The 23,667-nt window shown below is 39.1% G+C and carries 21 protein-coding genes, 9 tRNA genes and 1 riboswitch; of the genes, 6 read left to right on the top strand and 24 right to left on the bottom strand.

Annotation, left to right across the window (positions count from 1 at the left end; all coding sequences use genetic code 11):
• Positions 1–4: 4 nt before the first annotated feature.
• From rpoB to ACSVI6_RS02860, 14 genes are all read right to left on the bottom strand, one after another.
• Positions 5–3,628, bottom strand: a complete 3,624-nt coding sequence (gene rpoB, locus ACSVI6_RS02925) for a DNA-directed RNA polymerase subunit beta (RefSeq protein ID WP_491720927.1) — start codon at positions 3,626–3,628, stop codon at positions 5–7.
• Positions 3,629–3,906: 278 nt separating this feature from the next.
• On the bottom strand, positions 3,907–6,384 hold the full coding sequence (locus ACSVI6_RS02920) for an ATP-dependent Clp protease ATP-binding subunit (protein WP_491720926.1): 2,478 nt from the start codon (positions 6,382–6,384) through the stop codon (positions 3,907–3,909).
• Positions 6,385–6,405: 21 nt separating this feature from the next.
• Complete coding sequence (locus ACSVI6_RS02915) at positions 6,406–6,876, bottom strand: CtsR family transcriptional regulator (RefSeq protein WP_491720925.1); 471 nt, start codon at positions 6,874–6,876, stop codon at positions 6,406–6,408.
• 96 nt (positions 6,877–6,972) lie between these two features.
• A tRNA-Pro gene (locus ACSVI6_RS02910) sits at positions 6,973–7,046 on the bottom strand.
• A gap of 37 nt (positions 7,047–7,083) precedes the next feature.
• A tRNA-Pro gene (locus ACSVI6_RS02905) sits at positions 7,084–7,157 on the bottom strand.
• A gap of 43 nt (positions 7,158–7,200) precedes the next feature.
• A tRNA-Arg gene (locus ACSVI6_RS02900) sits at positions 7,201–7,274 on the bottom strand.
• Positions 7,275–7,295: 21 nt separating this feature from the next.
• Positions 7,296–7,381, bottom strand: a tRNA-Leu gene (locus ACSVI6_RS02895).
• 26 nt (positions 7,382–7,407) lie between these two features.
• Positions 7,408–7,479 (bottom strand) — tRNA-Gly (locus ACSVI6_RS02890).
• Positions 7,480–7,486: 7 nt separating this feature from the next.
• A tRNA-Thr gene (locus ACSVI6_RS02885) sits at positions 7,487–7,560 on the bottom strand.
• Between the two features lie 11 nt (positions 7,561–7,571).
• Positions 7,572–7,654 (bottom strand) — tRNA-Leu (locus tag ACSVI6_RS02880).
• 15 nt (positions 7,655–7,669) lie between these two features.
• Positions 7,670–7,742: transfer RNA gene (locus ACSVI6_RS02875), tRNA-Lys, on the bottom strand.
• Between the two features lie 15 nt (positions 7,743–7,757).
• A tRNA-Val gene (locus ACSVI6_RS02870) sits at positions 7,758–7,830 on the bottom strand.
• 236 nt (positions 7,831–8,066) lie between these two features.
• Positions 8,067–9,359, bottom strand: a complete 1,293-nt coding sequence (gene serS, locus ACSVI6_RS02865) for a serine--tRNA ligase (protein WP_491717216.1) — start codon at positions 9,357–9,359, stop codon at positions 8,067–8,069.
• Between the two features lie 327 nt (positions 9,360–9,686).
• Positions 9,687–11,156: an amino acid permease gene (locus tag ACSVI6_RS02860; protein ID WP_491717215.1), complete on the bottom strand. Its 1,470-nt coding sequence runs from the start codon at positions 11,154–11,156 to the stop codon at positions 9,687–9,689.
• 111 nt (positions 11,157–11,267) lie between these two features.
• Positions 11,268–11,441: riboswitch (Lysine riboswitch) on the bottom strand.
• Between the two features lie 205 nt (positions 11,442–11,646).
• Between ACSVI6_RS02860 and ACSVI6_RS02855 the strand changes: the two genes are divergently transcribed.
• On the top strand, positions 11,647–12,441 hold the full coding sequence (locus ACSVI6_RS02855) for a lp_1002 family arylesterase (protein WP_491720047.1): 795 nt from the start codon (positions 11,647–11,649) through the stop codon (positions 12,439–12,441).
• Between the two features lie 33 nt (positions 12,442–12,474).
• Here ACSVI6_RS02855 and ACSVI6_RS02850 read toward each other — a convergent pair whose 3' ends face one another.
• The gene (locus tag ACSVI6_RS02850) at positions 12,475–13,152 is read right to left on the bottom strand and encodes a phosphatase PAP2 family protein (protein ID WP_491717213.1); all 678 of its coding nucleotides are present in this window, start codon (positions 13,150–13,152) and stop codon (positions 12,475–12,477) included.
• 150 nt (positions 13,153–13,302) lie between these two features.
• Between ACSVI6_RS02850 and ACSVI6_RS02845 the strand changes: the two genes are divergently transcribed.
• Both ACSVI6_RS02845 and ACSVI6_RS02840 read left to right on the top strand, forming a co-directional pair.
• A complete protein-coding gene (locus ACSVI6_RS02845) occupies positions 13,303–14,148 on the top strand; it encodes a sulfite exporter TauE/SafE family protein (protein ID WP_491717212.1) in 846 nt (281 codons plus the stop codon).
• Positions 14,148–14,531: a DUF1634 domain-containing protein gene (locus tag ACSVI6_RS02840; RefSeq protein WP_491717211.1), complete on the top strand. Its 384-nt coding sequence runs from the start codon at positions 14,148–14,150 to the stop codon at positions 14,529–14,531. The genes ACSVI6_RS02845 and ACSVI6_RS02840 overlap by 1 nt, the downstream gene beginning before the upstream one ends.
• Before the next feature lie 72 nt (positions 14,532–14,603).
• Here the strand turns inward: ACSVI6_RS02840 and ACSVI6_RS02835 are convergent, their stop codons facing one another.
• From ACSVI6_RS02835 to ACSVI6_RS02825, 3 genes are all read right to left on the bottom strand, one after another.
• Positions 14,604–15,095 carry a threonine/serine exporter family protein gene (locus tag ACSVI6_RS02835; protein ID WP_491717210.1) on the bottom strand — a complete coding sequence of 164 codons (492 nt, stop codon included), beginning with the start codon at positions 15,093–15,095 and terminating at the stop codon, positions 14,604–14,606.
• Between the two features lie 11 nt (positions 15,096–15,106).
• Positions 15,107–15,877 carry a threonine/serine exporter family protein gene (locus ACSVI6_RS02830; protein WP_491720924.1) on the bottom strand — a complete coding sequence of 257 codons (771 nt, stop codon included), beginning with the start codon at positions 15,875–15,877 and terminating at the stop codon, positions 15,107–15,109.
• Positions 15,878–15,940: 63 nt separating this feature from the next.
• Positions 15,941–16,597: a metal-dependent transcriptional regulator gene (locus ACSVI6_RS02825; protein WP_491717208.1), complete on the bottom strand. Its 657-nt coding sequence runs from the start codon at positions 16,595–16,597 to the stop codon at positions 15,941–15,943.
• 158 nt (positions 16,598–16,755) lie between these two features.
• Here ACSVI6_RS02825 and ACSVI6_RS02820 point away from each other — a divergent pair, with 158 nt between their 5' ends.
• The gene (locus ACSVI6_RS02820) at positions 16,756–17,100 is read left to right on the top strand and encodes a hypothetical protein (protein WP_491717207.1); all 345 of its coding nucleotides are present in this window, start codon (positions 16,756–16,758) and stop codon (positions 17,098–17,100) included.
• Positions 17,101–17,143: 43 nt separating this feature from the next.
• Here the strand turns inward: ACSVI6_RS02820 and ACSVI6_RS02815 are convergent, their stop codons facing one another.
• From ACSVI6_RS02815 to ACSVI6_RS02795, 5 genes are all read right to left on the bottom strand, one after another.
• Complete coding sequence (locus tag ACSVI6_RS02815) at positions 17,144–18,064, bottom strand: cation diffusion facilitator family transporter (RefSeq protein WP_491717206.1); 921 nt, start codon at positions 18,062–18,064, stop codon at positions 17,144–17,146.
• 111 nt (positions 18,065–18,175) lie between these two features.
• Entirely contained in the window at positions 18,176–18,571 is a 396-nt protein-coding gene (locus ACSVI6_RS02810; protein ID WP_491720045.1) for a hypothetical protein, read from the bottom strand.
• Complete coding sequence (locus ACSVI6_RS02805; RefSeq protein WP_491720044.1) at positions 18,561–19,322, bottom strand: DUF1003 domain-containing protein; 762 nt, start codon at positions 19,320–19,322, stop codon at positions 18,561–18,563. The genes ACSVI6_RS02810 and ACSVI6_RS02805 overlap by 11 nt, the downstream gene beginning before the upstream one ends.
• Positions 19,323–19,326: 4 nt before the next feature.
• Positions 19,327–20,250 carry an RluA family pseudouridine synthase gene (locus ACSVI6_RS02800; protein WP_491720043.1) on the bottom strand — a complete coding sequence of 308 codons (924 nt, stop codon included), beginning with the start codon at positions 20,248–20,250 and terminating at the stop codon, positions 19,327–19,329.
• A gap of 39 nt (positions 20,251–20,289) precedes the next feature.
• Positions 20,290–20,619, bottom strand: coding sequence for a hypothetical protein (locus ACSVI6_RS02795; protein ID WP_491717203.1), 330 nt, complete (start codon positions 20,617–20,619; stop codon positions 20,290–20,292).
• A gap of 359 nt (positions 20,620–20,978) precedes the next feature.
• Between ACSVI6_RS02795 and proB the strand changes: the two genes are divergently transcribed.
• Together proB and ACSVI6_RS02785 are read left to right on the top strand one after the other, a co-directional pair.
• Positions 20,979–21,794, top strand: coding sequence for a glutamate 5-kinase (proB, locus tag ACSVI6_RS02790; protein WP_491717202.1), 816 nt, complete (start codon positions 20,979–20,981; stop codon positions 21,792–21,794).
• Entirely contained in the window at positions 21,787–23,031 is a 1,245-nt protein-coding gene (locus ACSVI6_RS02785; protein WP_491720042.1) for a glutamate-5-semialdehyde dehydrogenase, read from the top strand. Before proB ends, ACSVI6_RS02785 begins: the two co-directional genes overlap by 8 nt.
• A gap of 245 nt (positions 23,032–23,276) precedes the next feature.
• Here ACSVI6_RS02785 and ACSVI6_RS02780 read toward each other — a convergent pair whose 3' ends face one another.
• On the bottom strand, positions 23,277–23,663 hold the full coding sequence (locus ACSVI6_RS02780; RefSeq protein WP_491720923.1) for a hypothetical protein: 387 nt from the start codon (positions 23,661–23,663) through the stop codon (positions 23,277–23,279).
• Between the last annotated feature and the right edge of the window lie 4 nt (positions 23,664–23,667).

Genomic DNA, 23,667 nt, shown 5'->3' with positions numbered 1-23,667 from the left:
TTATTTAATCATTAGAATTTGTGTTAGTAGTATTTGTATTGGATTTTTCAGATTCGCTGCCTTCTTGTTCTGCTTTTTCAGCATTTTTCTTAGCTTCTTGTTCTTTAGCTAACTTGCTCAAAGCATCAACATTAACAACATCGCCATCTTCATTGTCCATATCTCTTAGTTCAACTTCCTTGTGATCCTTGTTAAGAACCTTCATATCAAGTCCTAAGGCTTGCAGTTCTTTAACAAGTACTCGGAATGATTCAGGAACCCCTGGCTTTGGAATTGGTTCGCCCTTAACAATGGCTTCGTAGGTCTTAACCCGACCAACCACGTCATCAGACTTGTAAGTTAGGATTTCTTGAAGGGTATAAGCAGCCCCATAAGCTTCAAGAGCCCAAACTTCCATTTCACCAAACCGTTGGCCCCCAAATTGAGCTTTACCACCAAGTGGTTGTTGGGTAACTAATGAGTAAGGTCCGATTGCACGAGCATGAATTTTATCATCAACCATGTGAGCGAGCTTCAAGTAGTGCATAACACCAACAGCAATTCGCTTATCAAATGGTTCACCAGTCCGTCCGTCATAAACTACTGACTTAGTATCAGGAGCCATTCCAGCTTCCTTAACGATGTCATCAATATCATCATCACTAGCACCATCGAAAACAGGGGTAGTAACGTGAATTCCTAATTTACGAGCGGCCATTCCTAAATGCAATTCAAGCAATTGACCAATATTCATCCGAGAAGGCACACCCATTGGACTCAACATAATGTCGATTGGAGTCCCATCTGGCAAGTATGGCATATCTTCTTCTGGAATAACGATGGAAACGGTCCCCTTGTTACCATGACGACCAGACATCTTATCCCCAACTTGAATCTTCCGTTTTTGTGCAATGTAAACTCGAACCATTTGGTTAACACCTGGTGCAAGTTCATCACCATTTTCACGACTGAAGACCTTAATGTCTTGAATAATTCCTCCAGCACCATGAGGTACCTTAAGGGAAGTATCACGAACTTCACGTGCCTTTTCACCAAAGATCGCATGAAGCAGACGTTCTTCAGCAGATAGTTCAGTCACACCCTTAGGAGTAACCTTACCAACTAAGATATCACCATCGTGAACTTCAGCACCAATTCTAACAACCCCGTTTTCATCAAGGTTCTTAAGTGCATCTTCCCCAACGTTAGGGATTTCACGAGTCATTTCTTCAGGTCCTAACTTCGTATCACGAGCTTCTGATTCATATTCTTCAATATGAATTGAAGTATAAACATCATCACGAACTAACCGTTCGTTAATAGCGATCGCATCTTCGAAGTTATAACCTTGCCAAGTCATAAAGGCAACAACTGGGTTTTGTCCTAATGCAAGTTCACCGTTTTCCATTGAAGGTCCATCGGCAAGCACTTCATTAGCGTCAACATGGTCATTGACCTTAACGATTGGCCGTTGGTTGTAGTTCTTACCACCATTGGAACGTTGGAATTTCATTAATCTGTAGGTATCTAAGGCCCCATCATCACGACGAACCCGAACCTCACGTGAATCAACGTATTCAACGTTTCCTTCGTGTTTACAAATTAAAGCAACTCCAGAATCATGGGCAGCCCGATATTCCATCCCAGTTCCAACAAGTGGAGCGTGTGGATTTACCAAAGGAACTGCTTGTCGTTGCATATTTGCACCCATCAAAGCACGGTTGGAGTCATCATTTTCCAAGAAAGGAATACATGCAGTCGCAACCGAAACTACTTGCTTAGGCGAAACATCCATGTAATCAACGTCTTCGATGTTAGCAACGATATTATCTGAACGGTGACGTGCTAAAACAGTTGGTTCTGCAAATGAACCATCGTCGTTTAATTTAGAGTTAGCTTGTGCAACCACGTACTTATCTTCTTCGTCCGCACTCAAATAATCGATCTTATCGGTAACCTTGTGATCCTTCCAGGACACACGACGGTATGGAGTTTCAACAAAACCATACTTATTAACCCGTGCATAACTAGAAAGACTATTGATCAACCCGATATTTGGTCCTTCTGGAGTTTCAATCGGACAAATCCGACCATAGTGAGTATAGTGAACGTCCCGCACTTCATATCCGGCCCGATCACGAGTCAAACCACCAGGTCCTAAGGCAGATAAACGCCGTTTATGAGTTAATTCACCAAGTGGATTCGTTTGATCCATGAATTGTGAAAGTTGTGAGGAACCAAAGAATTCCTTAACGGAAGCCACCACTGGTCTGATATTAATCAATTGTTGTGGAGTAACAGTAGCAGCGTCTTGGATTGACATCCGTTCTCTAACTACTCTTTCCATCCGTGCTAAACCAATTCTGAATTGATTTTGTAATAATTCACCAACTGAACGAATCCGACGGTTACCCAAGTGATCGATATCATCAGGTTCACCAATTCCTTCTTGTAAGTTAAAGAAGTAATTGATGGATGAAATAATATCAGCTGGGGTAATGTGCTTGAAGTCCAATGGAATATTATCGTTACCAATTACTGGAACGATTCGATCTGGCTCGTTCTTTGAGTAAACCTTGATAACTTGAATCGTCATTGGTTCAGTCACAACGGCTTGGTCAGAAGGTTCGAAAGTATAAGCCTTGAAATCTTGGCGATCAAGATATGGCTTTAATTTTTCTAATAGTTCACGGCTAATTACGTCATCCTTATTAGCAATGATTTCACCAGTATCAGGATCAGCCAAAGTTTCTGCTAGGGTCAATCCTAGTAATCTATTTTTAAGTGTTAATTTATTGTTAGTCTTGAAACGACCAACTGGTGCCATGTCATAACGCTTTGGATCAAAGAAACGAGCAGTCAAAAGACTTCTTGATGAATCGGCCGTCTTAGGTTCACCAGGACGTAGTCGTTCATAAATATCCTTTAATGCTTCTTCAACACGAGAATCATCAGCGTTTTTATGAACATCCTTTTCTAATGTTAATGATAGGCTATCATTAGAACCGAGGATTTCACTAATTTCGCTATCATCACCAAAACCAAGTGCTCTAACAAGTTCGGTAATTGGCAACTTCCGTGTTCGGTCAATTCTGACATATGAAACGTTTTTAGCATCCGTTTCAAACTCCATCCAAGCCCCACGGTTAGGGATAATGGTGGAACCAAATACAGTTCGGCCATTCTTATTAATGTCCTTATGGAAAAATACCCCAGGAGAACGAACCAATTGTGAAACGATAACCCGTTCGGCACCATTAATAATGAAGGTCCCTTGGTCAGTCATCAATGGAAAATCGCCAAAGAAAACATCTTGGGTCTTAATTTCACCAGTATCATGGTTCGTTAACTTAAGCGTAACGTGTAATGGAGCTGAATAATTTGCCTCATGCGCACGTGCTTCTTCTACTGTATACTTTGGTTCTAATAATTGATAATCAACGAACTCTAAAGATAAATTCCCCTTAAAGTCATCAATTGGCATAATGTCATTAAACATTTCCCGTAATCCATCATCCAAGAACCATTGGTATGAATTCGTTTGGATTTCAATCAAGTTAGGTAAATCAAGAACTTCCTTGATCCGAGCGTAACTTCTACGAATACGGTGCTTTCCATATTTAACTAAATGTCCTGCCAAGTTATTCACCTCTCCTAATTATTTCTACGAAAAGAAATGTTACAATTTGATTACAAATTGTATTTTTCCCATTTTTTTACCTAATTTGGGCAAAAAAAATCCCCAAAACAGATTCAATAATCTCAACTTTGGGGGATATAGGAGCTCTTACGGACAATAGATCGCAAGAACTCATTTCAATTCGTAGTTATATAATGATATAATACTCATTTTACTGATCAATGTCAACATATAAAGCTCAAAAAAAAAGAGGAAATAATTCCTCTTTTTTTGTTAAATTAATTCAACTAATTAGTCGATTTTTGATTAACACTTTTTACATTAATCTTAATCTTACCATGACTCGCACCGATTGTGATTGAATCTCCTGTGGCAACTTGCCCAGAAAGCATCGTTTCACTCAGTTGATCTTCAACCTTAGTCTGTAGTGCCCGTCTAATTGGCCGAGCCCCGTATTGAGGGTCAAAACCAGCTTCCGCCACTACGTCAATTGCAGCAGGAGTTAATTTAACATTAATCCCCTGTTCCTTAATCCGATCAAGTAAATTCTGTGCCATCAATTTAACGATTGAGTGCAACTGTGGTTTATTAAGTGAATGGAAGATCACTACTTCATCAATTCGGTTCAAGAATTCTGGTCTGAAATGTTTCTTTAGTTGATCCTTGATGGTTGCAGACATTGCTTTATAGTCATCAGCATCAGCTTTTTCAGCACCGAAACCAACGGTCTTCTTGTACTTAAGTGTCGTTGCACCTAAGTTAGAAGTCATAATGATGACCGTATTTCTAAAGTCGACCTTCCGTCCCTTTGAGTCAGTTAGGTATCCATCATCAAGCACTTGAAGTAACAAGTTAAAGACATCTGGATGAGCTTTTTCAACTTCATCAAGTAAAACTACTGAGTAAGGGTGTTGTCTAACCTTTTCAGTTAATTGACCACCTTCATCATAACCAACATAACCAGGAGCTGAACCAATCAAACGACTTGTTGAATACTTTTCCATGTATTCAGACATGTCTACTCTAATCATATCATTTTCAGAACCAAACATTGCCTCAGCCAAGTCCTTAGCTAATTCAGTTTTCCCAACTCCAGTTGGTCCCAAGAACATAAATGAACCGATTGGTTTGTTAGGATCCTTTAGTCCGCTACGGGCCCGTCTAATTGCTCTCGCAACTGCAGAAACAGCTTCATCTTGACCAACAACGCGCTTATGAAGAACATCTTCTAAGTTAATCAAACGATCAGCATCTGTTTTCTTCAATTGAGTAACTGGAATGCCAGTCCATTGTGCTACAACTTCAGCAACATCTTGACCGGTTTCTTCTAGCTCATAACCATTGTCTTTATTTGATGCCCGTTTCTCAGCTTCTTCAGCTTCCACCTTCACTGCAATGGCTTTAGCTTGTTGTCTAATTAAAACAGCCCGATCAAAATCTTGATTTTCAATTGCTTGTTCTTTTTCTTCATCTAGTTGATTTAACTTAACCCGATTTGCTGAAGCGTTCGTTGGTTGATCATTGATTCTCACCTTAGCAGCAGCTTCATCCATCAAATCGATCGCCTTATCTGGTAAGAAACGACTTTGAATGTAACGGCTCGAAAGCTCTACTGCCTTTTCGATTGCTTCATCAGTAATTTTCACATGGTGGTGAGCTTCATATTTAGGACGAATCCCCATTAGGATTTGAACCGCTTCTTCAGGAGAAGGTTCTTCAACTTGAACCGTTGCGAACCGTCTTTCTAAGGCCGTGTCAGATTCAATGTATTTTTGATATTCATTAAGCGTGGTTGCCCCGATCATTTGCAGTTCACCACGTGCTAATGATGGCTTCAAGATGTTAGAAGCATCAATTGCTCCCTCAGCTCCACCAGCACCAACTAACGTATGCAATTCATCAACGAATAAGATGATATTGCCACTATCTTTAATTTCTTTGATGACCTTTTTAAGCCGACTTTCAAATTCACCACGATATTTAGTGCCAGCAACTAGCGAACCCATATCAAGCATCATTAAACGTTTTTCGGCCATATCATCAGGCACTTTGCCCTGAATGATTTTTTGTGCTAAGCCTTCAGCAATTGCAGTTTTACCAACCCCTGGTTCACCAATCAATACGGGGTTATTCTTAGTACGCCGACTAAGGATTTGGATTACCCGTTTAACTTCTTTATCACGACCAACAGTCGGATCAAGACGATCTTCTCTAGCTACTTCGGTTAAATCAGTAGCTAAAGAATCTAGCGTAGGGGTACTTCCCTTGGGTTCGTTTCGACTCTTTTGGCCAGCAAAGGAACCTTTTTTACCAGAAACCGAGCTAACGCCCATCTTTCTGAGGGTAGCCATTCTAATTGCCTTTGGAGCAGCACCTAGGGTAATAAAAATTCTGGATGATAAAATGGCATCATCACTTATTAGGGCTAATAACAAATGTTCAGTTCCAACTTTATTAGAGCCATATTTACGAGCAATCGTTCCGGCTAAAGCAAGAATATCCTTTGCCTTTGGTGAATATGGAAGGTAAGAAGAACTATCCAAGCCCTCTACATTTCCAAACCCTGTTACTCGTTCGATTTCACTTCTAATGTCTTCATCATTAATTTGAAATTGTCTCAAAACACTATAAGCAATTCCGTTAGATTCTAAGGCCAATGCTAATAGTAAATGTTCTGTTCCAACCGCTTGGTGTCTAAAATTTTTCGCTTGTCCTTGTGCAAGTACTAATACATTGCGTGCGCTGGGAGTAAATAAATTATCCATAAAATGCCTCGCTTTCTGTTTCTAATCTTCGAATCTTAAATGATTCAATACAGAAGATAGGATTTGTGATCTTAAACGATTTGCTGTTTCTATATCATTATGAATCACCAAACTATCCTTATCAATTGCAGCTAAAATAATCCTAGCCTCTTTACTGGTAAGCAATTGACTATGATACAATGTTTTAACAATTGAACCACCGTCCCTTTCGGAAATACTAGAGCCGATAATATCAAGTAACGAATCTAATACTTCTATATTATCTAGCAACTTTACTTTTTCGATTCTAATATATCCTCCACCACCACGTTTACTTTCAACAACGTAGCCGTTTTGAATTGTGAATCGAGTCTTAATAACATAGTTAATCTGTGAAGGGACAACATGAAAAAGATTAGCAACCTCTGAACGTCGAATTTCAACATGACTAGCATCAGCTAAAATCTGCTTTAAATATCTTTCAATAATATCTGAAACATTTTTTGATTGCATATCTTCATCTCATCTCTGACTAATCTTGACTAATATTATAAGAAATTCATTAGCGAAATAAAAGTATTTTGTTTATTAAATTTTAGGACAAAAAAATCGGGAAAACAAGATTCGAACTTGCGACCTCTGCGTCCCGAACGCAGCGCTCTACCAAGCTGAGCTATTTCCCGATGTTTCTCGTTTTATTTAACTGTAATTAGAACTTGATCGGGAAGACAGGATTCGAACCTGCGACCCCTTGGTCCCAAACCAAGTGCTCTACCAAGCTGAGCTACTTCCCGAAACTTATCTCTTACTACTATATATAATAGAAGAAATAAAAAATGCACCCAGTAGGAGTCGAACCTACAACCTTCTGATTCGTAGTCAGACACTCTATCCAGTTGCGCTATGGGTGCAAAATATTATTAAAATTAAAATGCCGAGGACCGGGATCGAACCGGTACGGTTATCACTAACCGCAGGATTTTAAGTCCTGTGCGTCTGCCAATTCCGCCACCCCGGCAGGCTATTTATTTTTATAAAATAAAAAGCGGAAGACGGGATTCGAACCCGCGACCCCCACCATGGCAAGGTGATGTTCTACCACTGAACTACTTCCGCACAAAAATGCCGACTAGACGATTCGAACGCCCGACCTCATCATTACTAGTGATGCGCTCTAACCAACTGAGCTAAGTCGGCAAATTGGTAAGTGCGGGCGAAGGGACTCGAACCCCCATGTCCAAAGGACACTAGAACCTAAATCTAGCGCGTCTGCCAGTTCCGCCACGCCCGCATATTAATATGAAAATGAGCCGTGGGAGGTTCGAACTCCCGACCCTCTGATTAAAAGTCAGATGCTCTACCGGCTGAGCTAACGGCTCGTGAAAATAAAAAAATGGAGGATACAGGGCTCGAACCTGTGACCTCCTGCTTGTAAGGCAGATGCTCTCCCAACTGAGCTAATCCTCCGAGGTCTCAATGCTTATTAACTTAAGCAACTATTTAATCATACTACTTAGTTAACTTAATGTCAACAGTTTTTTTAATTTTTTATTTTCGCCTTTCAGCTGAAAAGCAATTACTAAAAATCAACAAAAACTAGTATATAATAAATCCACCCAAAAAGCTACCCCCTTTTTCAAAAAAAATAAGAATCGGGATTAAAAATCCGATTCCTATTTAATAATCATTGATATTATCGCAATTTAGAATAAATCTTGCTTTTCAATTTTTTTCATTCCGTGCATATATGGTTGAAGAACTTCTGGAATATTTACAGTTCCATCTTCATTTTGGAAGTTTTCCAAAATTGCAGCAACCGTCCGACCAACTGCTAATCCAGAACCATTTAAAGTATGAACAAATTGTAGTTTGCCACTTTCATCACGATATTGAATCTTAGCCCGTCGTGCTTGGAAATCAGTTGTATTAGAACAACTTGAGATTTCCCGATAACAATTTTGGGCTGGCATCCAAACTTCGATATCGTGAGTCATCGCAGCAGTGAAACTCATGTCACTAGTGGTTAAAGTAATAACGTGATATGGAATCTTCAATAACTTAAGCAAACTTTCAGCTTGGTGAGTAATTTCATCCAAGGCTGCCCATGATTCCTCTGGCTTTGTAAATTGAACCATTTCAACTTTGTTAAATTGGTGTAATCTGATCAAACCTCTGGTATCACGACCAGCACTCCCTGCTTCAGAACGGAAGGCAGGACTTAAAGCGGTGAACTTAACTGGTAACTTGTCTTCTGGGATAACTTCGCCACGATAGTAGTTCACTAATGGTACTTCTGCGGTTGGAATCATTGTTAGATCACTATCAGCAATTTCAAACCCAGCCTTCTTTTCCAAGAACTTAGGGAATTGGCCGGTCCCATACATTGATTCTGAATTAACCATGTATGGTGGAATAATTTCTTCATAACCAGCATTTGTATTTTGATCCAAGAAGAAGTTGTAGATGGCCCGTTCGAGTAATGAACCAGCACCAACGTAGTATACGAAACGACTTCCTGCTACCTTAGCACTTCTTTCGAAGTTTAAGATGCCAAGGTCTTCACCGATTTCCCAGTGGTTCTTAGGCTTAAAATCAGTGAATTCACGAGGAGTCCCAACCTTCCGCAGTTCCTTTGAACCTTCTTCAGTTAAACTGATTGGGTCATCATCATTTGGAATGTTTGGTAGGTGAGCTGCTAAATCATGTTGCTTAGCTGAAACTGCTTGTTCTTGTTCATCTAATTCCTTAATTTCAGCCCCGACTTCTTTCATTCGATTAATCGGACCAGTAGCATCTTCTTTAGCCCGCTTCATCTTAGCGATGTCATCTGAAACTTTATTTCTTTCAGCCTTTAAGTTTTCAACCTTAACTAAGATGTCACGACGGTTTTGATCAAGTGCCAAGAGTTCGTCAATTTGTTTTTCATCGATCCCTCTAGTGGCCATCTTATCCTTAAACCATTGTTCGTTGTTTCTAATCAACTTCATGTCTAACATGGAAAATCCCTCCTAAAAATATAAAAAGCAGGCTTCGTCATTGGGACGAAAGCCTGCTTTTCGCGGTACCACCCAAGTTCCCGATTAAATCGGACAACTCATCTGTGATAACGGCCACCAACCGTGCAGCATTACCTGCCCACTCATAAATATGTCGGAATTTTCGACTTGTAGTTTTCACCAACCACTACATCTCTAAAAGTCTACTTAAGAAACATACATCGTGTTATAATCTAAATCCTATTCATAATAATAATATTATATCCATTCAAAATTAGCAATATTTTTGTATTAAAAAAGGTGATCATAATTAATCACCTTTAAAAACTATTTTTCCTTGTCAATCGTTTCCTTAGAAACAGGACTAACGTCAACCTTATCCAACGGAATCAACTTAGTATGATTCTTGAGCTTGTAAACAACGTACAAAATAAGAACCAATGGAACACTAATGTAAGTAATTCCAATTTCCTTCCAATTAAAATTAGAAAAAGCAGATAAATCTTGCCCAATAATAATTAAAATACATAGAATCAAAGTCAAGACAGGTCCAAATGGGAACCACTTAGCATGGTAAGCAAGTTCGTTGATTGAATGACCCTGCTTAATAAATGCTCGTCTAAATCTAAAGTGTGAAATCGCAATTCCGACCCACGCAATAAATCCAGTTAATCCGGATGCAGCAACTAACCACAGGTAAATTTCTGGACCAGCAAAACTAGTAATGAAAGTAGCCAGTGCAATTACGGTCGTAACGACTAACGACAATACTGGAATCCCCCGTCTGTCAGTTTTACCAAATGCTTTTGGTGCATAGATTCCATTTGACATTGAATATAGCATCCGAGTAGATGCATACATTCCAGAGTTAGCAGAAGAAATCACCGAAACCAAGATCACGGCATTCATAATTCCAGCAGCAGCAGCTAGCCCCGCCCGTTTAAATACCAAGGTAAATGGACTGATCGCAATATCACTAGCGCTAGAGCCTAACAAATTAGGGCTAGTGTAAGGAATTAAAGCAGCAATTACAAAAATTGCTAAAATGTAGAATAAAATAATTCTCCAAAATACTTCACTAATTGCCTTTGGGACACTGTGTTTTGGATCATCAGATTCACCAGCGGTAATTCCAACTAACTCAGTTCCTTGAAAGGAAAATCCGGCAACGACGAATACTGATAGCATTGCGGGAATCCCACCCACAAATGGTGCTTGTTTATAAGTGAAATTACTCAAGCCAACTGAATTACCACCACCCATAATTCCAACAATCGTTAATACTCCAACGATCAAGAAGATGATGATAGTGGCCACCTTAATCAATGATAACCAGTATTCAATTTCTCCGAATGCACCAACTGAAGCGGCGTTAATTAAAAAGATTAAAATTAATACGCCTCCACTAAAGATCCAGCTAGGAACGTTTGGCATCCAAAACTTCATTACCAACGCAGCGGTACTAATATCCACAGCAACGGTAATTGCCCAGTTAAACCAGTAGTTCCAGCCCATGGCAAACCCCAATGCAGGATCGACATACTTACCAGCATACTCAGCAAATGATCCACTGACCGGTGTGTTCGTGGCCATTTCACCCAAACTAGTCATTAGGAAAAATACCATTAGCCCCATTAAAACATATGCTAGCAATGCACCACCAGGACCCGCTTGCGAAACGGTGGAACCACTTGTAACAAATAAACCAGTCCCAATCGATCCACCAAGTGAAATCATTGAAACATGGCGGGTCTTAAGCTTTCTCTTAACCCCGCCAGATTGATTTTCCGTACTCATATCAATATCCTCCTAAAATTTAAGTTGAAGAAGTCAGAGGAGTTCCCAATTAAAAAGCCCCCTTCTTTATAAAAAAGAAGAGGGAATTATAATTGCATTTAAGCCATTATGAATATTGGAAGCACCCCGTGTAAAACACGACAGTTCAGGGTCTCTTAAACCCAGCCCCAGTTAAAAATAGAAAAAGCTATTTCAAACTTCGGCAGTCATCCCTTTCACTACTGGTCCCAATCGCTTTTTCGACTCACAGTAACTACTAATGATTTCCGCACCTCTTCATATGAAATTTTGATATCGGACATTATTATATCTTTTTTAAGATTTATTTACAATCTTTATTTATGATTGGCCAGTTCCAAGATGGTGCTATCAATAAACTAAAAAGGCCATTGGAAAGCAGAAAATGTAACCATTTTGCCCCACCATATTTCACCTCCCCCGCCATCAAATGAGTTACAATATACTTAATTAAAACAACAGGGGGTTCACAATGAAAATAATCAAGCAATCATTATTTCCGCAATCAAACGCCTTCTTAAAGGGCTATGTTAGGGAATCAGACACTGATGCTCAACATTTTAAATTTCCAGCAGTTATTATCGTGCCAGGGGGATCATTTACCCACATTTCAGAACAACAAGCAGAAAGTTTTGCACTTAGTTTTGCAGCTCAGGGGTACCAAAGCTTTTATCTCAGATATAGCTTTGAAAATGAAAAGCATCCATTGATGCCCCATCCATTGATTGAATTAGCTAAATCAGTTGATTATTTAAAAACCAATGCAATTAGCCTTAATATCGATCCTAATAACATTGTAATTTGTGGTTTCTCAATTGGTGGGTTCGTGGTCAGTTCATTCAATAATCGTTATGACGATGATAAATTATTAAAACTGGTACAACCACAAACCAACTTAAAACCAAAAGCTACCATTCTAAGCTACCCAGTGATCGATTTAAACCTTGGTTTCCCCCCAGACAAGGATAAAATTGCCGATTGGGAAACTGATAATCAACTAACTGGAACTGAAAACGGGGTTACGGATACGAACGTTCCTACTTTTATTTGGCATACTGCAGACGATCCCTTTGTCCCATCGATCAATGCATTAAAATATGCAGAAGCATTGGCTGACCATGGCATCGACTATGAATTACATGTTTTCCACCACGGTAGCCACGGACTAGCAATGGCCAATCAACTGACTGCGTGGAATGAGGCAAGTAACGATCCACACGTTGCTAATTGGTTCCCCCTAGCAATCGAATGGCTCAATCAAATTTAACAAACAAAAAAGCATTGCTTGCGCAATGCTTTTTTAATAAACAGATTTTTGGAATGGATGGTACTTCTTTAATTTTCCTGCATAATGATAGTAAAGCCACTCACAAAATTGAAACCAAGTATACCCTACTAAAAATGCTCCAATGGTATCAGAAGGAAAATGGGCATTTAAGAATACCCGCGATAACATCACTAGAATTACATAAATCACTGCAATCGTCTTCGCGATCATTTGTGCTTTTTGCGTATTCAGTAACGGAATCACCATTACCCAAACAACGCTGATCACTAATACCGTGCCTAGAACATGCCCGCTGGGGTAACTAAAACCAGTATCAGATGCTGAGTGTAGTAATGGCCGTGGTCTTTGGATTATGTTTTTCAAAATTGCTCCGATCACATTTCCGCTTAGCAACGTAAAAATCGCCCAGACAGCCGGGATTCGATATTTAATCGTCCAAAGAAAGAACGCAATGATCAAAATCCATAAAATGTCCATCTTAGGACTAGCCAAAAACGAAACAAATCCATAAATCAATTGCTTATAAAATTGTTCACGTCCTTGCACTGCACTAGTTACGATCGAATCTAAAAATGATAGATACCCAGAATCAGATCCCGTACTAATCATCACCCCGCCCGTAACTATAATCGTCAGCACGAGTGATAAAATAAACCGATACATGCGGTTTATATCCTTATTAATTAACACCTTTAAATTCATCCCCTAGAATATAACTCTGTATTTACCAATTATAACATAGCAATAACTACAACGCTTCCATTAAAAATTTACAATTATTTAAAAATAAGCATATAATTGATAACGTATTATAATATCTAAACTATTAGGAGGATTATCATGCTTGAGACTGCTCTTATTATGATGGCACTTGGTGTTTTCGCTGGAATCGCTGGTGCAATCTTAGGCCTGGGTGGTGGAATTATTGTTACCCCCATTTTAACATTAGGATTTGGCCTGAATATTAAATATGCAATTGGTGCAAGCATTATCGTGGTCATTGCCACTAGCTCTGGCTCCACAATTGCTTATTTAAAAGATGAGGTCTTGAACCTCAGGGTCGCAATGTTTTTGGAAATTGCGACCACCATTGGTGCGGTTGCCGGATCATTGTTAACAGGAGTTTTAGATCCGAAATACCTATATGTTCTATTTGGATTATTACTTATTTTTTCTGGATTCAACATGTTCAGAAAGCTAAAAATGAAACCTGATGACTACCGATCTGGTAAAGAAGATTCGTTAGCCAAAAAGTTGGAATTAAATGGTAGTTACTATGATAAGAACCTTAAAAAAACAATTGACTATCAAGTTACCAACGTCCCAAGTGGGATGTCAGTTATGTTCGGTGCTGGACTTGCTAGTGGGTTACTTGGGATTGGGTCTGGTGCATTTAAAGTGATTGCAATGGATACCTTCATGAAAATGCCGTTAAAACCTTCTAGTGCCACCAGTAATCTAATGATGGGGGTCACCGCAGCTGCAAGTGCCACGGTTTACTTTTTTAACGGTACCATCCTCCCTAACATTGCTGTTCCGCTCGCCATTGGTATTTTAGGTGGTGCAGTCATTGGATCACGAGTTATGCAGGTCCTGCCTACTAAATTAATTCGTATCGTATTCATTCCGATATTACTATATATTGGCGCTAACATGCTATTTCAAGGATTTGGGGTGAAATTATAATGCAAAATCAACCAAATGAAAAACTAGATCAGGAAATGAATAGCATTGAGTTGATAATCGGTAAGATCCTGCGTATCGGAGTCATTATCTCAGCTACGATCATGATCATTGGCTGGCTGTTACTGGTCATTACGGGTAAATCAGGCTACTCTGGTGATTTTCATCCAACATCGTTTCATGAAATCATGGCTGGTATTTTCGCCCTCAAACCGTATGCCATCATGATGTTTGGCATTTTTTGTTTGATCTTAACACCGGTGTTAAGGGTCGTAGTATCAATCTATTCATTCTTCAAAGAACACGATATGCTATACGTTTACATTACTACGTTCGTCCTCATCGTATTAATCATTAGTTTCTTCATCGGAATATCACAAGCATAATAAAAGTCGTCACGTTAGCAACTGAAGGGCTCTATAATCGTTAGATTTTGTCTAACAATTATAGGGTCCCTACTAACGATGACGACTTTTTTCGATTCGTTCTAATTTATCACGATGATAATGACGAGGAGAACGGTAGTGACGGGCTTTAAAAAGCAATTGATTGATTACTTCAGCCACTAAGAATCCTGCTGAAATTGATCCAGCGATAAATGCCACTTGCAACAGATTATACTTAGCTAATCCGTATTGATTCAATGCCATGTCCCGCATGACTTGATAGGCTTGTCCCCCAGGAACTAATGGCACTAAGCCTGGAATATTAAAGATGATCACCGGCAATCTTTTATAACGAGATGCTAAAATCCCAGCCATCCCAATCGTAAAAGTACCAAAAAAGTTACCGCCAATATAACCACCAATATAATTAACGTATAGATAATATACCAACCAACCAAGAACCCCGACGATTCCATCTAAATTCAATGCGCGGTGGGGAACGTTAACTAAAATCCCAAAGCAAACTGTTGCAATGTAGACAAAGCAGATATTTAAAATAAACATTGGAAAACTCCCTATTTGAATAGTGTTATTGCTAACGCAACCCCAAATCCAAGTGCACAGGCAATCATTAATGCCTCAATCCCACGTGCAGGACCACTGACTAAATTTCCAGACAGTGCATCCCGCACAGCGTTCGTAATTGGCACCCCTGGCACCAGCGGCATGATGCCACCAATAATTAAATCATCAATGCTAGTCGCAATATGTAGCTTAATGATAATAATTGATGCCAATGCCACCACGAACGCTGCCAAGAACTCACTAATGAATTGAACTGCAATATACTTGTTGATCATAAAGTATGCGATCCAACCCAACATCCCGACAAAACAAGCTGCCCAAAAATCAGGTAAATTATTTCTAAATACCACTTCCAAAGTCCCACTAATCACTGCTGCAGATAGTGTTTGTAGCCAAAACGGAAAGTCCTTCACATTTTTTTCGATCAAAGACAGGCGATAGTGAAATTCTTTCAGCGTGATTCGATGCTCTGCAAACTGTCGAGAATAATCATTTACCAATGACACCTTTTCCAAATTAAACGTCCGTTTTTCAATTACGGCAATTTGGGCCCCAATCTTACTACTGGGCGACATCATAATCCCAGTTAGGGTAACGTATGCTCTGGCTTGATAGGCCTGTGCATTTTCAGCAATTCGATAAATCGTATCTGTCACCCGACTCATTTCTGAACCGTTTTCAATCATTATTTTTCCCGCTAGTAAGCAGGTTTCCACAACTAACACATCTTTTTTAGTTCGTGGTTTTGGCAATTCTAACACCACCCTTAATTTTATTAATATGTATTAAAAGAGCTCCCAAAGGGCGCCCTTTTTAAAATCATTCTATTCAACTGGCTTAACAAAGACATAGTGAGAAGCCTTATAACTAATTGAGATCTCTTGATTATCAGTAATATTAATTACCTTCATTGGACCCTCGAATGGAGCATGTTCGATGACCTTAAGCTTATCACCAATATCCAATTGAATATCCCCCAGATAAGTTAATAAATCATGGTTATCAATAAACCGATCAACAACGACCGTTGATCCATCTTCTGCATCATTTAATAACGTATGACTATCCTCGGAATACTTTCCACTGGCTGTTGGAATTACTCCACCATGTGGACAGTGGGTCGGATGGCCTAACTTATCATCTAATGCGTTCAATAACCGTGGACTAGTAACATGTTCTAATTGTTCCGCCTCATTATGAACATCAGGTAAGTCATAATTTAATTCTTTCACTAAGAAAGTTTCCCAGATTCGATGCTTCCGAACCAGCCCCTCAGCTAGTTTAACCCCCGCTGGGGTCAAAGAAACTCCAGAGTAGGGTTCATGTGAAACTAACCCCTCTTCAACTAGCTTATTAACCATCTCAGTGACAGAACCTGCGGCGATATTTAGTCCAATCGAGATTCTTTTGTTGGAGACTTTTTTAGTCGTGCCACCAAGTTCGAAAATGATCTTAAGATAGTCTTCCTTCATTGGACTCATTGATTTCACCTATTTTCATATCACTTCGTAAAAAAACACATATAAAATACTCTGTTTTATTTTACGAAAATAACAATACAATATATAATTAAATTATACAGCAAATCAAAGCCTAAATAAATGGTTAGGTTTTGTTAGTTAGTTAGGAGAGTTATTATATGAGTGATAAATTGTTCAGTTTTAGTGAGCTTAGTGATCAAGCTCAACACACTGCGGTAAAGGATTTTGCAATCTTTTATGTGCATCAATATGAAAATAACAACATGGAATTAATCGCTAACTACGATATTGACGGTGTTGTTCAAGATATCAATCGTGATTTATACATCAACCGCTTCAATCTGGAATCAACCATTATCAATGATTCAATTTCAGAACGGTTCACTAAGTATGCGCACTTATTAAAAAACATTGATCAAAAGTACTTCGATAACGGTAATCCCGAAAAGAGTTGGGATAATTGGTACGAAGATAAATATGCTGATGTTCAACGCGGCCTTTAAAAAAATGGTTTCAATCGCAATCAAAGACGATTGAAACCATTTTTTATTTGATGTCATTTCCCTGGTCAAAAAAGAATTCCTCTTGTTTACCACGCTCAACTTCCGCTTGAATTGTAACGTGATCAATATGATACTTACGCTTTAATAGATCAGCAATCGGTTGATAAATTTTCTCAGCCTCACTAATCATCATATCGTCCATATTGACATGGGCCGAAAAAATAATACTATTTTCATCGATCGACCAAAGATGGACATGGTGAACATTAGTAACGCCATGTACATTCATAATGTCTCTTTTCAACATTGCGCAATCAACGTTCGGTGCTCCCTGCATTAAAATATAAATTGTTTTTTTAATGATGGGCCACGTTTCAAAAATAATATAGATTGCAACGATAATCGTGACCAATGGATCCATAAAATACCAACCAAAGAACTTGATCAAAATCCCTGCAATAATAATTCCGACCGAAGATAGTGAATCACTCAAGAAGTGTAAATAAGTTGCCCGAATATTTAAGTTGCCCTTTGAACCACGGCTCAACATGACAGCTGAAATAAAATTAGCAATTGTCCCAATAATGGCAACGATGAACATTAAATCACCGTCTACATGTTCGGGCTTCAACAATTTTTGCACTGCTTCAATGATCAAAAATCCAGAAACAACAATTAAAAATACGGAATTAATAAATGCAGAGATAATTTGCGCCCGCCTAAAACCATAGGTATTCCGACTGGTTTGTTGGCGTCCACTAATTCGATGGGCGTAATAACTCAATATTACCGATAATGAATCTCCTAAATTATGAAATCCATCAGAGATTAAAGATAAACTACCGGCAAAGATACCGCCTAAAAATTCTACTAATGTAATTAAAGCGTTCAAGACGGTAACGAACAAAAATTTACCGCCGCTTAGTGCATCGGCATGGTTGTGATCATGATGATTTTCTGCCATTAATATGTTCCTCCTTTTCTTCATATACACTTATAATTATACGTGCATAAGTATTTAAATGTAAACCACAAACCAAAAAAAGGATGCTTGTTATTCACAAGCATCCCATTATTATTCCACCATGCGCCAATTTCCCTCGGCAGCCTTAGAAATTTGATTTAAAAAATGCAGGATCCGCCCAGCAGTTTCTTGATCATGAACTGCTAAGTGATTGAGCCCTTCACCAGAAATCAATGGTGTCCCCAAACTAAATTTAGTCCCATCTAATTGACCCTCAGAAAAGGCAACTACTGTTTCACCCGATTCAATTTGGGTAAAGATAAAGAACAGGCTATATTCATCATCTTCCTTCATATAGGCAGGCATTGACCAAACGCCATCAGCAATTTCTTGCATCTCTTCATTATCAAACTTGTAATATTTATGATTAGCTTTTGTGATGGGCTTTTCCAACACAAATAACATCTTATTAAAAACCGCATCACCCAGTTTAATATTATCTTCCATCTTGCGAGTTCTCCTTTGATTGATTTAAGCGATTATGCTCAATTCGCAACCGCTCAATTTCGCCTCTAATTTCACCTAACATTTCTAATTGGAGGCGTGAAACTTCCAATGAATGCGGCAATTGGCTTTGGTTCAAATGATCCAACTTAGCATGTAAAATCCTTAATTCGTGTTCTGACTTTAGATTAACGTGAAAATCGTTTTCTGCATCCATTCGATCACGATCAGCAGATCGATTTTGACTCATCATAATGATCGGAGCTTGAACCGCAGCAATACAACTTAAAAATAGGTTCAAAAGGATAAATGGGTATGGATCAAATTTAACCCCGAACAAGTGGGTCACATTGAAGAACATCCAGATTGATAAAATGGCAATGAAGATTAAAATGAACGTCCAACTACCACCGAACCTGGCAACCCCGTCAGCAACTTTTTCACCAAAGGTTTGTTGATCCTTCAAAATTTTGTTCACATCGGTCACTTCATAATTATCATCTTGTAATGCCTTCGTCAAACGACGGTTGATTCGCTGGTTATGTAGATCATCTGAATGAATCATCTGGTCAATCCGCCCAATTCTATAGTCTAACAAATGGTGCTCACAAATAAAACTTTGCGGGGTGGCTTGATGGTGTTCATTTTTGATCTGGTTATAAAGTGGCTTTTCTAGTTCGTATAGGTACATCCCCGATTCAATCGGAAAAATCTTCCCATCTACAATGCATTTATCAGTTTTTAAATCAGCCATGGGGCTATTCATCTCCCTTGATTAATGATTCCATGTCAGCTGGGACTGGGGCTTGATATTCAACGAACCGTCCCTTAAATGGATCATAAAATTTAATATCGCTTGCATGCAGTGCCTGGCGTTCAATCCCCAGGTGTAATGGCCCCCCATATAGTTGATCACCTAGCAAGGGATGCCCCGTTTCACTAAGGTGAACCCGAATTTGATGGGTCCGCCCCGTATGCAATTTAATCCGCAGTTCGGTAAAGCTAGCAAATTCATTTAACACCCAATACTCAGTTCGTGCGGCTTGGCCATCTGCCATTCGGTGCCGCTTGACCTCCGATTCTAATTTACCGATCGGAAAATCAATTATGCCATGAGAACGATCTAATCGACCCTTCACTAACGCTAAGTAGCGTTTGTCGATCGCATGGTTCATGACCTGTTGATTAGCAAAACTATTCGCAATCCGGTGTTTGGCAACTAATACCACTCCACTAGTAAAACGATCCAAGCGCGTTATCAAGTGCGGTCTTAGGTCCTGACTTTTCTGGGCGATCAAGTGACCTTTGATTCGATTAACCAGTGTATCATGACGATTACTAGGGCCTGGGACGGAGGTTAATCCAGCAGGTTTATTGACTACCAGCCAGTTAGCATCTTCATAAATAATGTCAATTGGCTGATCACTTGGTTCAACGTTAGGGTCGCTAGTCTCAGGCGGTAAAATAACTTGCACGACATCGTTAGGCCGCAAAGCAACGTTGCCAGTAATGGACTTGCCATTGACCTTAAAATCACCGGTATTCCTAAGCGATAAGAACATCCGATGACTAATTCCGTGTTGCTTTAAAAAACTTTTTAGTGTGTTCCCAGTTTGGTTTTGATATTGCCACTCTAGTTTAATGGTCCAAGCCCCCTTAGTAACGTTCTTGATTAATATCATAACAAAAAAAGACCGCTGTTGGCAGTCTTTTCAGAGTAACTATTTTACAATAACACCCTGTTTAACGAAATTATCTTTAATATACCTAGCAATATGATCGAAGTCAGTCGCCCCGAATGGGTGCCACTCGGATTGATTATCCATTGCCATTAATCGGTTATCCCGTTCTTCAACGTGAATCCCAGCTAAATGAGAATAATCAACCTTTATTTCCGGGTGATAGCTCTTTAGCCAACCAATTAAACGCCGATAGCTAGTGTCATAAATAAAGCTAGCTTTTTCTAAACCGCGATCCAATCGGTTTCGGACATCAGAGCAAACGTTATTGAACGCACTGTCTTCAGCGGTTCGGTACATGCATGAACTCATTTAATCAATCCTTTCATAATTATGAATAATTCATTATAACATCTTGTACAATTTAATTAAAATAAACCAAATAACTTATTTAAGATTATCTAATGAATAAATACGTAAAAAATATTAACTGATTTAACTTTTTTAATCATTTAGTTGGTAATATTTAATTGAGTGCCAGCTCACTGCGATATAGCAAAGTTGAGCCATCAATATACTAACATAACATCAATTATAATGATGAATATGAATTCAATCAATAGTTTTGAGTTAAATGTAACATAATTATTTTGATGATTATAAATCTAATTTAATTGTTAGAAACGCTCAATTAAAGTAAACTAGATTTAAAGAATGAAGGGATAAACAATATGAAAAATAAAAACCAACGCATTGTTGTCAAAATCGGGACTAGTTCCATTATTGATTCCGACAGTAACGTTAAACTACCAGTAATTAAAACATTGACCGCAGTATTGAGTACATTACGCAAACAGCAATTTGAGGTCATCCTAGTGACGTCTGGGGCAGTCGGGGTCGGCATGAACACGGTTGGAATCAAAAATCGACCAGAACAAATCGCCGAATTACAAGCCCTATCCGCAATTGGCCAAAGTGAGTTAATGGACATTTACTCTGATCAATTTAAAGCATCCGATCAAACCGTTGCCCAACTGTTACTAACCAGGGACGTTGTTGACTATCCTAAAAGTCGCCAAAACGTTTTGCAAACCATTAACACCCTCTTGAAAAACAATGTCATCCCGATCATCAACGAAAACGATGCCGTTTCGGTCGATGAATTTAATCATCAAACTACCTTTGGTGAAAATGATCAACTAGCCGCCATCGTGACTAACTTCGTTGATGCTGACCTATTAATCATCCTGTCCGATATTAATGGCCTTTATGATGCCAACCCTAAAAACAATCCCGACGCAAAGTTATTGCAATGGATTCCAGAGGTCAACGATAACTTGATGAAAGTCGCTGGCGGCCACGGTTCTCAATTCGGAACTGGTGGAATGGCCACCAAGCTAAACGCCGCTCGGTTAATCCTTGAACACCACAAAGAAATGGCCATTTTAAATGGTCAAGATCCAGCAATTATTGAACAACTAATCTCAGGTGCCAATGTCGGCACCTACTTCAGTACTAAGAAACCGGAGGGTCGTAATAATGAATAAGGATGATTTAATTCAATTGGGTAAAAACGCCAAGCATGCTAGCTTTACCGCCAGTAACTTAGGTACGAAACAAAAAAATGATATCTTGCTCGCATTCGCTGATGCAATAGAACAGGCCACCCCCACCATTTTAAATGCTAATCAAAAGGATTTAGCAAATCCGAATATCGAACCCCGCTTTTTAGATCGGCTAAAACTAGATGATTCACGCATTGCCAACATGGCAACTGGGCTGCGCAAACTAGTCGAACTAAAGGACCCGATTGCCTCAATTGATGGCGGTTGGGAAACTGAAAATGGACTGCGGGTAATCAAACAACGCGTTCCCTTGGGCGTAATTGGAATGATCTATGAAGCCCGCCCCAACGTGACCATTGATGCTGCAGGACTATGCTTTAAGGCAGGTAACGCTGTCATCTTACGAGGTGGCAAGGAAGCAATGCATTCTAACCTCGCTTTAGCATCGATTCTGCGCGCCGTCTTAAAAAGCCATAAGTTAGACCCAAACATCGTTCAAATCATCGATGATTCTGCACATGAGCTTGCCCAACAATTCATGGAACTAACCGACTATGTTGACGTTTTAATTCCCCGCGGGAGTGCCAGGTTGATTCAAGCCGTAGTAAAACACGCTAGCGTCCCCGTGATTGAAACCGGTGCTGGTAATTGTCATATCTACGTTGACAAGGATGCAGAGCTGAAAATGGCCGTTGATATCATTATTAATGGTAAGGTCCAACGTCCTTCCGTATGTAACTCAACCGAAAAGATCCTAATTCACAAAGATGTCGCAGCTAAAATGCTGCCTAAGATCGTGAGTGAACTCACTAACGCCAACGTCGAGGTGCGGGGGGATGAACAAACCCGCATGATCGTGCCAGGCGTGATTCCAGCAACCAATGAAGATTGGCAAACTGAATACAATGCGTTGATCATTGCCATTAAGGTGGTCGATTCAGAAGCTGCGGCCATCGAATGGATCAACCATTATGGGACCCACCATTCCGAGGTAATCGTTTCTGACAACTACCAAGCGGGAGTCCAATTTCAAAAACAAGTTGATGCTGCTTGTGTTTACGTGAACGCCTCTTCGCGCTTCACTGATGGATTTGAATTTGGGTTTGGAGCTGAAATCGGAATCTCCACCCAAAAATTACATGCCCGTGGACCAATGGGATTGGAAGCCTTAACTTCGTATAAGTATGTAATCAACGGGGATGGACAGACCAGAAAGTAATGATAAAACACCATCCATGACTTAATAGCTTGAAGACGCTATGATGATATAAACAGGATCAAAAAAGTTAAACAATGATTTTAAAGAGGCATTCGAAAGCAACTTTAACAACGAATCCTATTAAAATTTAACCATAAGTTTGCAATTTTTTTAATGGTTGATAAATTATCCAAACTAAAAGGGAACTTAGACAATAAAAGAGCGGTCAAGACATTTTAATCTTGATCGCTCTTTTATCGTCATAATTAATACTTATATAGCAAATGGGAATCATTGCCAATTTTAATATTCTTGCCTATTTTCTTCATAGTGAATTTTAAATTTTTCCCACCATGTAGAATCCCACTTGATTTAATGCTGTATCTTAAGACGTACTTGTGATTACCGTTAATCTTATAACTAAGATTATATCCATTTTGAACTGGAATCCCAGAAGTCCAATAAATCATTTTTGTCTTTGTAATATTTAAAGTGGACATTAAATCAGCACCATATTTATGTGATTTATACTTGCCTCTCAATACCTTTGGAGTCCCCTTATGCCAAGTCGATGCATTTACATTAATATTACTAAATGTAAAACTTAGTCCAGCAGTAACGGCCAATCCTAAAATCAGCTTATTAAATTTCATTGTA

The sequence above is a fragment of the Nicoliella sp. ESL1106 genome, from assembly GCF_058509965.1.
The sequence above is the reverse complement of the archived record's forward strand: the minus strand, read 5'-3'. Positions and strand labels throughout refer to the sequence as shown.

Bases quoted from the DNA above. Each gene is read 5' to 3' on its own strand.
- ACSVI6_RS02795 (WP_491717203.1), bottom strand. From the start codon at position 20,619: ATGAGTTCATGCATGTACCGAACCGCTGAAGACAGTGCGTTCAATAAC.
- ACSVI6_RS02800 (WP_491720043.1), bottom strand. From the start codon at position 20,250: ATGATATTAATCAAGAACGTTACTAAGGGGGCTTGGACCATTAAACTA.
- ACSVI6_RS02845 (WP_491717212.1), top strand. From the start codon at position 13,303: ATGCTTGAGACTGCTCTTATTATGATGGCACTTGGTGTTTTCGCTGGA.
- ACSVI6_RS02855 (WP_491720047.1), top strand. From the start codon at position 11,647: ATGAAAATAATCAAGCAATCATTATTTCCGCAATCAAACGCCTTCTTA.
- ACSVI6_RS02915 (WP_491720925.1), bottom strand. From the start codon at position 6,876: ATGCAATCAAAAAATGTTTCAGATATTATTGAAAGATATTTAAAGCAG.
- ACSVI6_RS02820 (WP_491717207.1), top strand. From the start codon at position 16,756: ATGAGTGATAAATTGTTCAGTTTTAGTGAGCTTAGTGATCAAGCTCAA.
- ACSVI6_RS02920 (WP_491720926.1), bottom strand. From the start codon at position 6,384: ATGGATAATTTATTTACTCCCAGCGCACGCAATGTATTAGTACTTGCA.
- ACSVI6_RS02805 (WP_491720044.1), bottom strand. From the start codon at position 19,322: ATGGCTGATTTAAAAACTGATAAATGCATTGTAGATGGGAAGATTTTT.
- serS (WP_491717216.1), bottom strand. From the start codon at position 9,359: ATGTTAGACATGAAGTTGATTAGAAACAACGAACAATGGTTTAAGGAT.
- ACSVI6_RS02810 (WP_491720045.1), bottom strand. From the start codon at position 18,571: ATGGAAGATAATATTAAACTGGGTGATGCGGTTTTTAATAAGATGTTA.
- ACSVI6_RS02785 (WP_491720042.1), top strand. From the start codon at position 21,787: ATGAATAAGGATGATTTAATTCAATTGGGTAAAAACGCCAAGCATGCT.
- ACSVI6_RS02815 (WP_491717206.1), bottom strand. From the start codon at position 18,064: ATGGCAGAAAATCATCATGATCACAACCATGCCGATGCACTAAGCGGC.
- ACSVI6_RS02860 (WP_491717215.1), bottom strand. From the start codon at position 11,156: ATGAGTACGGAAAATCAATCTGGCGGGGTTAAGAGAAAGCTTAAGACC.
- ACSVI6_RS02840 (WP_491717211.1), top strand. From the start codon at position 14,148: ATGCAAAATCAACCAAATGAAAAACTAGATCAGGAAATGAATAGCATT.
- ACSVI6_RS02825 (WP_491717208.1), bottom strand. From the start codon at position 16,597: ATGAGTCCAATGAAGGAAGACTATCTTAAGATCATTTTCGAACTTGGT.
- ACSVI6_RS02835 (WP_491717210.1), bottom strand. From the start codon at position 15,095: ATGTTTATTTTAAATATCTGCTTTGTCTACATTGCAACAGTTTGCTTT.
- proB (WP_491717202.1), top strand. From the start codon at position 20,979: ATGAAAAATAAAAACCAACGCATTGTTGTCAAAATCGGGACTAGTTCC.
- ACSVI6_RS02780 (WP_491720923.1), bottom strand. From the start codon at position 23,663: ATGAAATTTAATAAGCTGATTTTAGGATTGGCCGTTACTGCTGGACTA.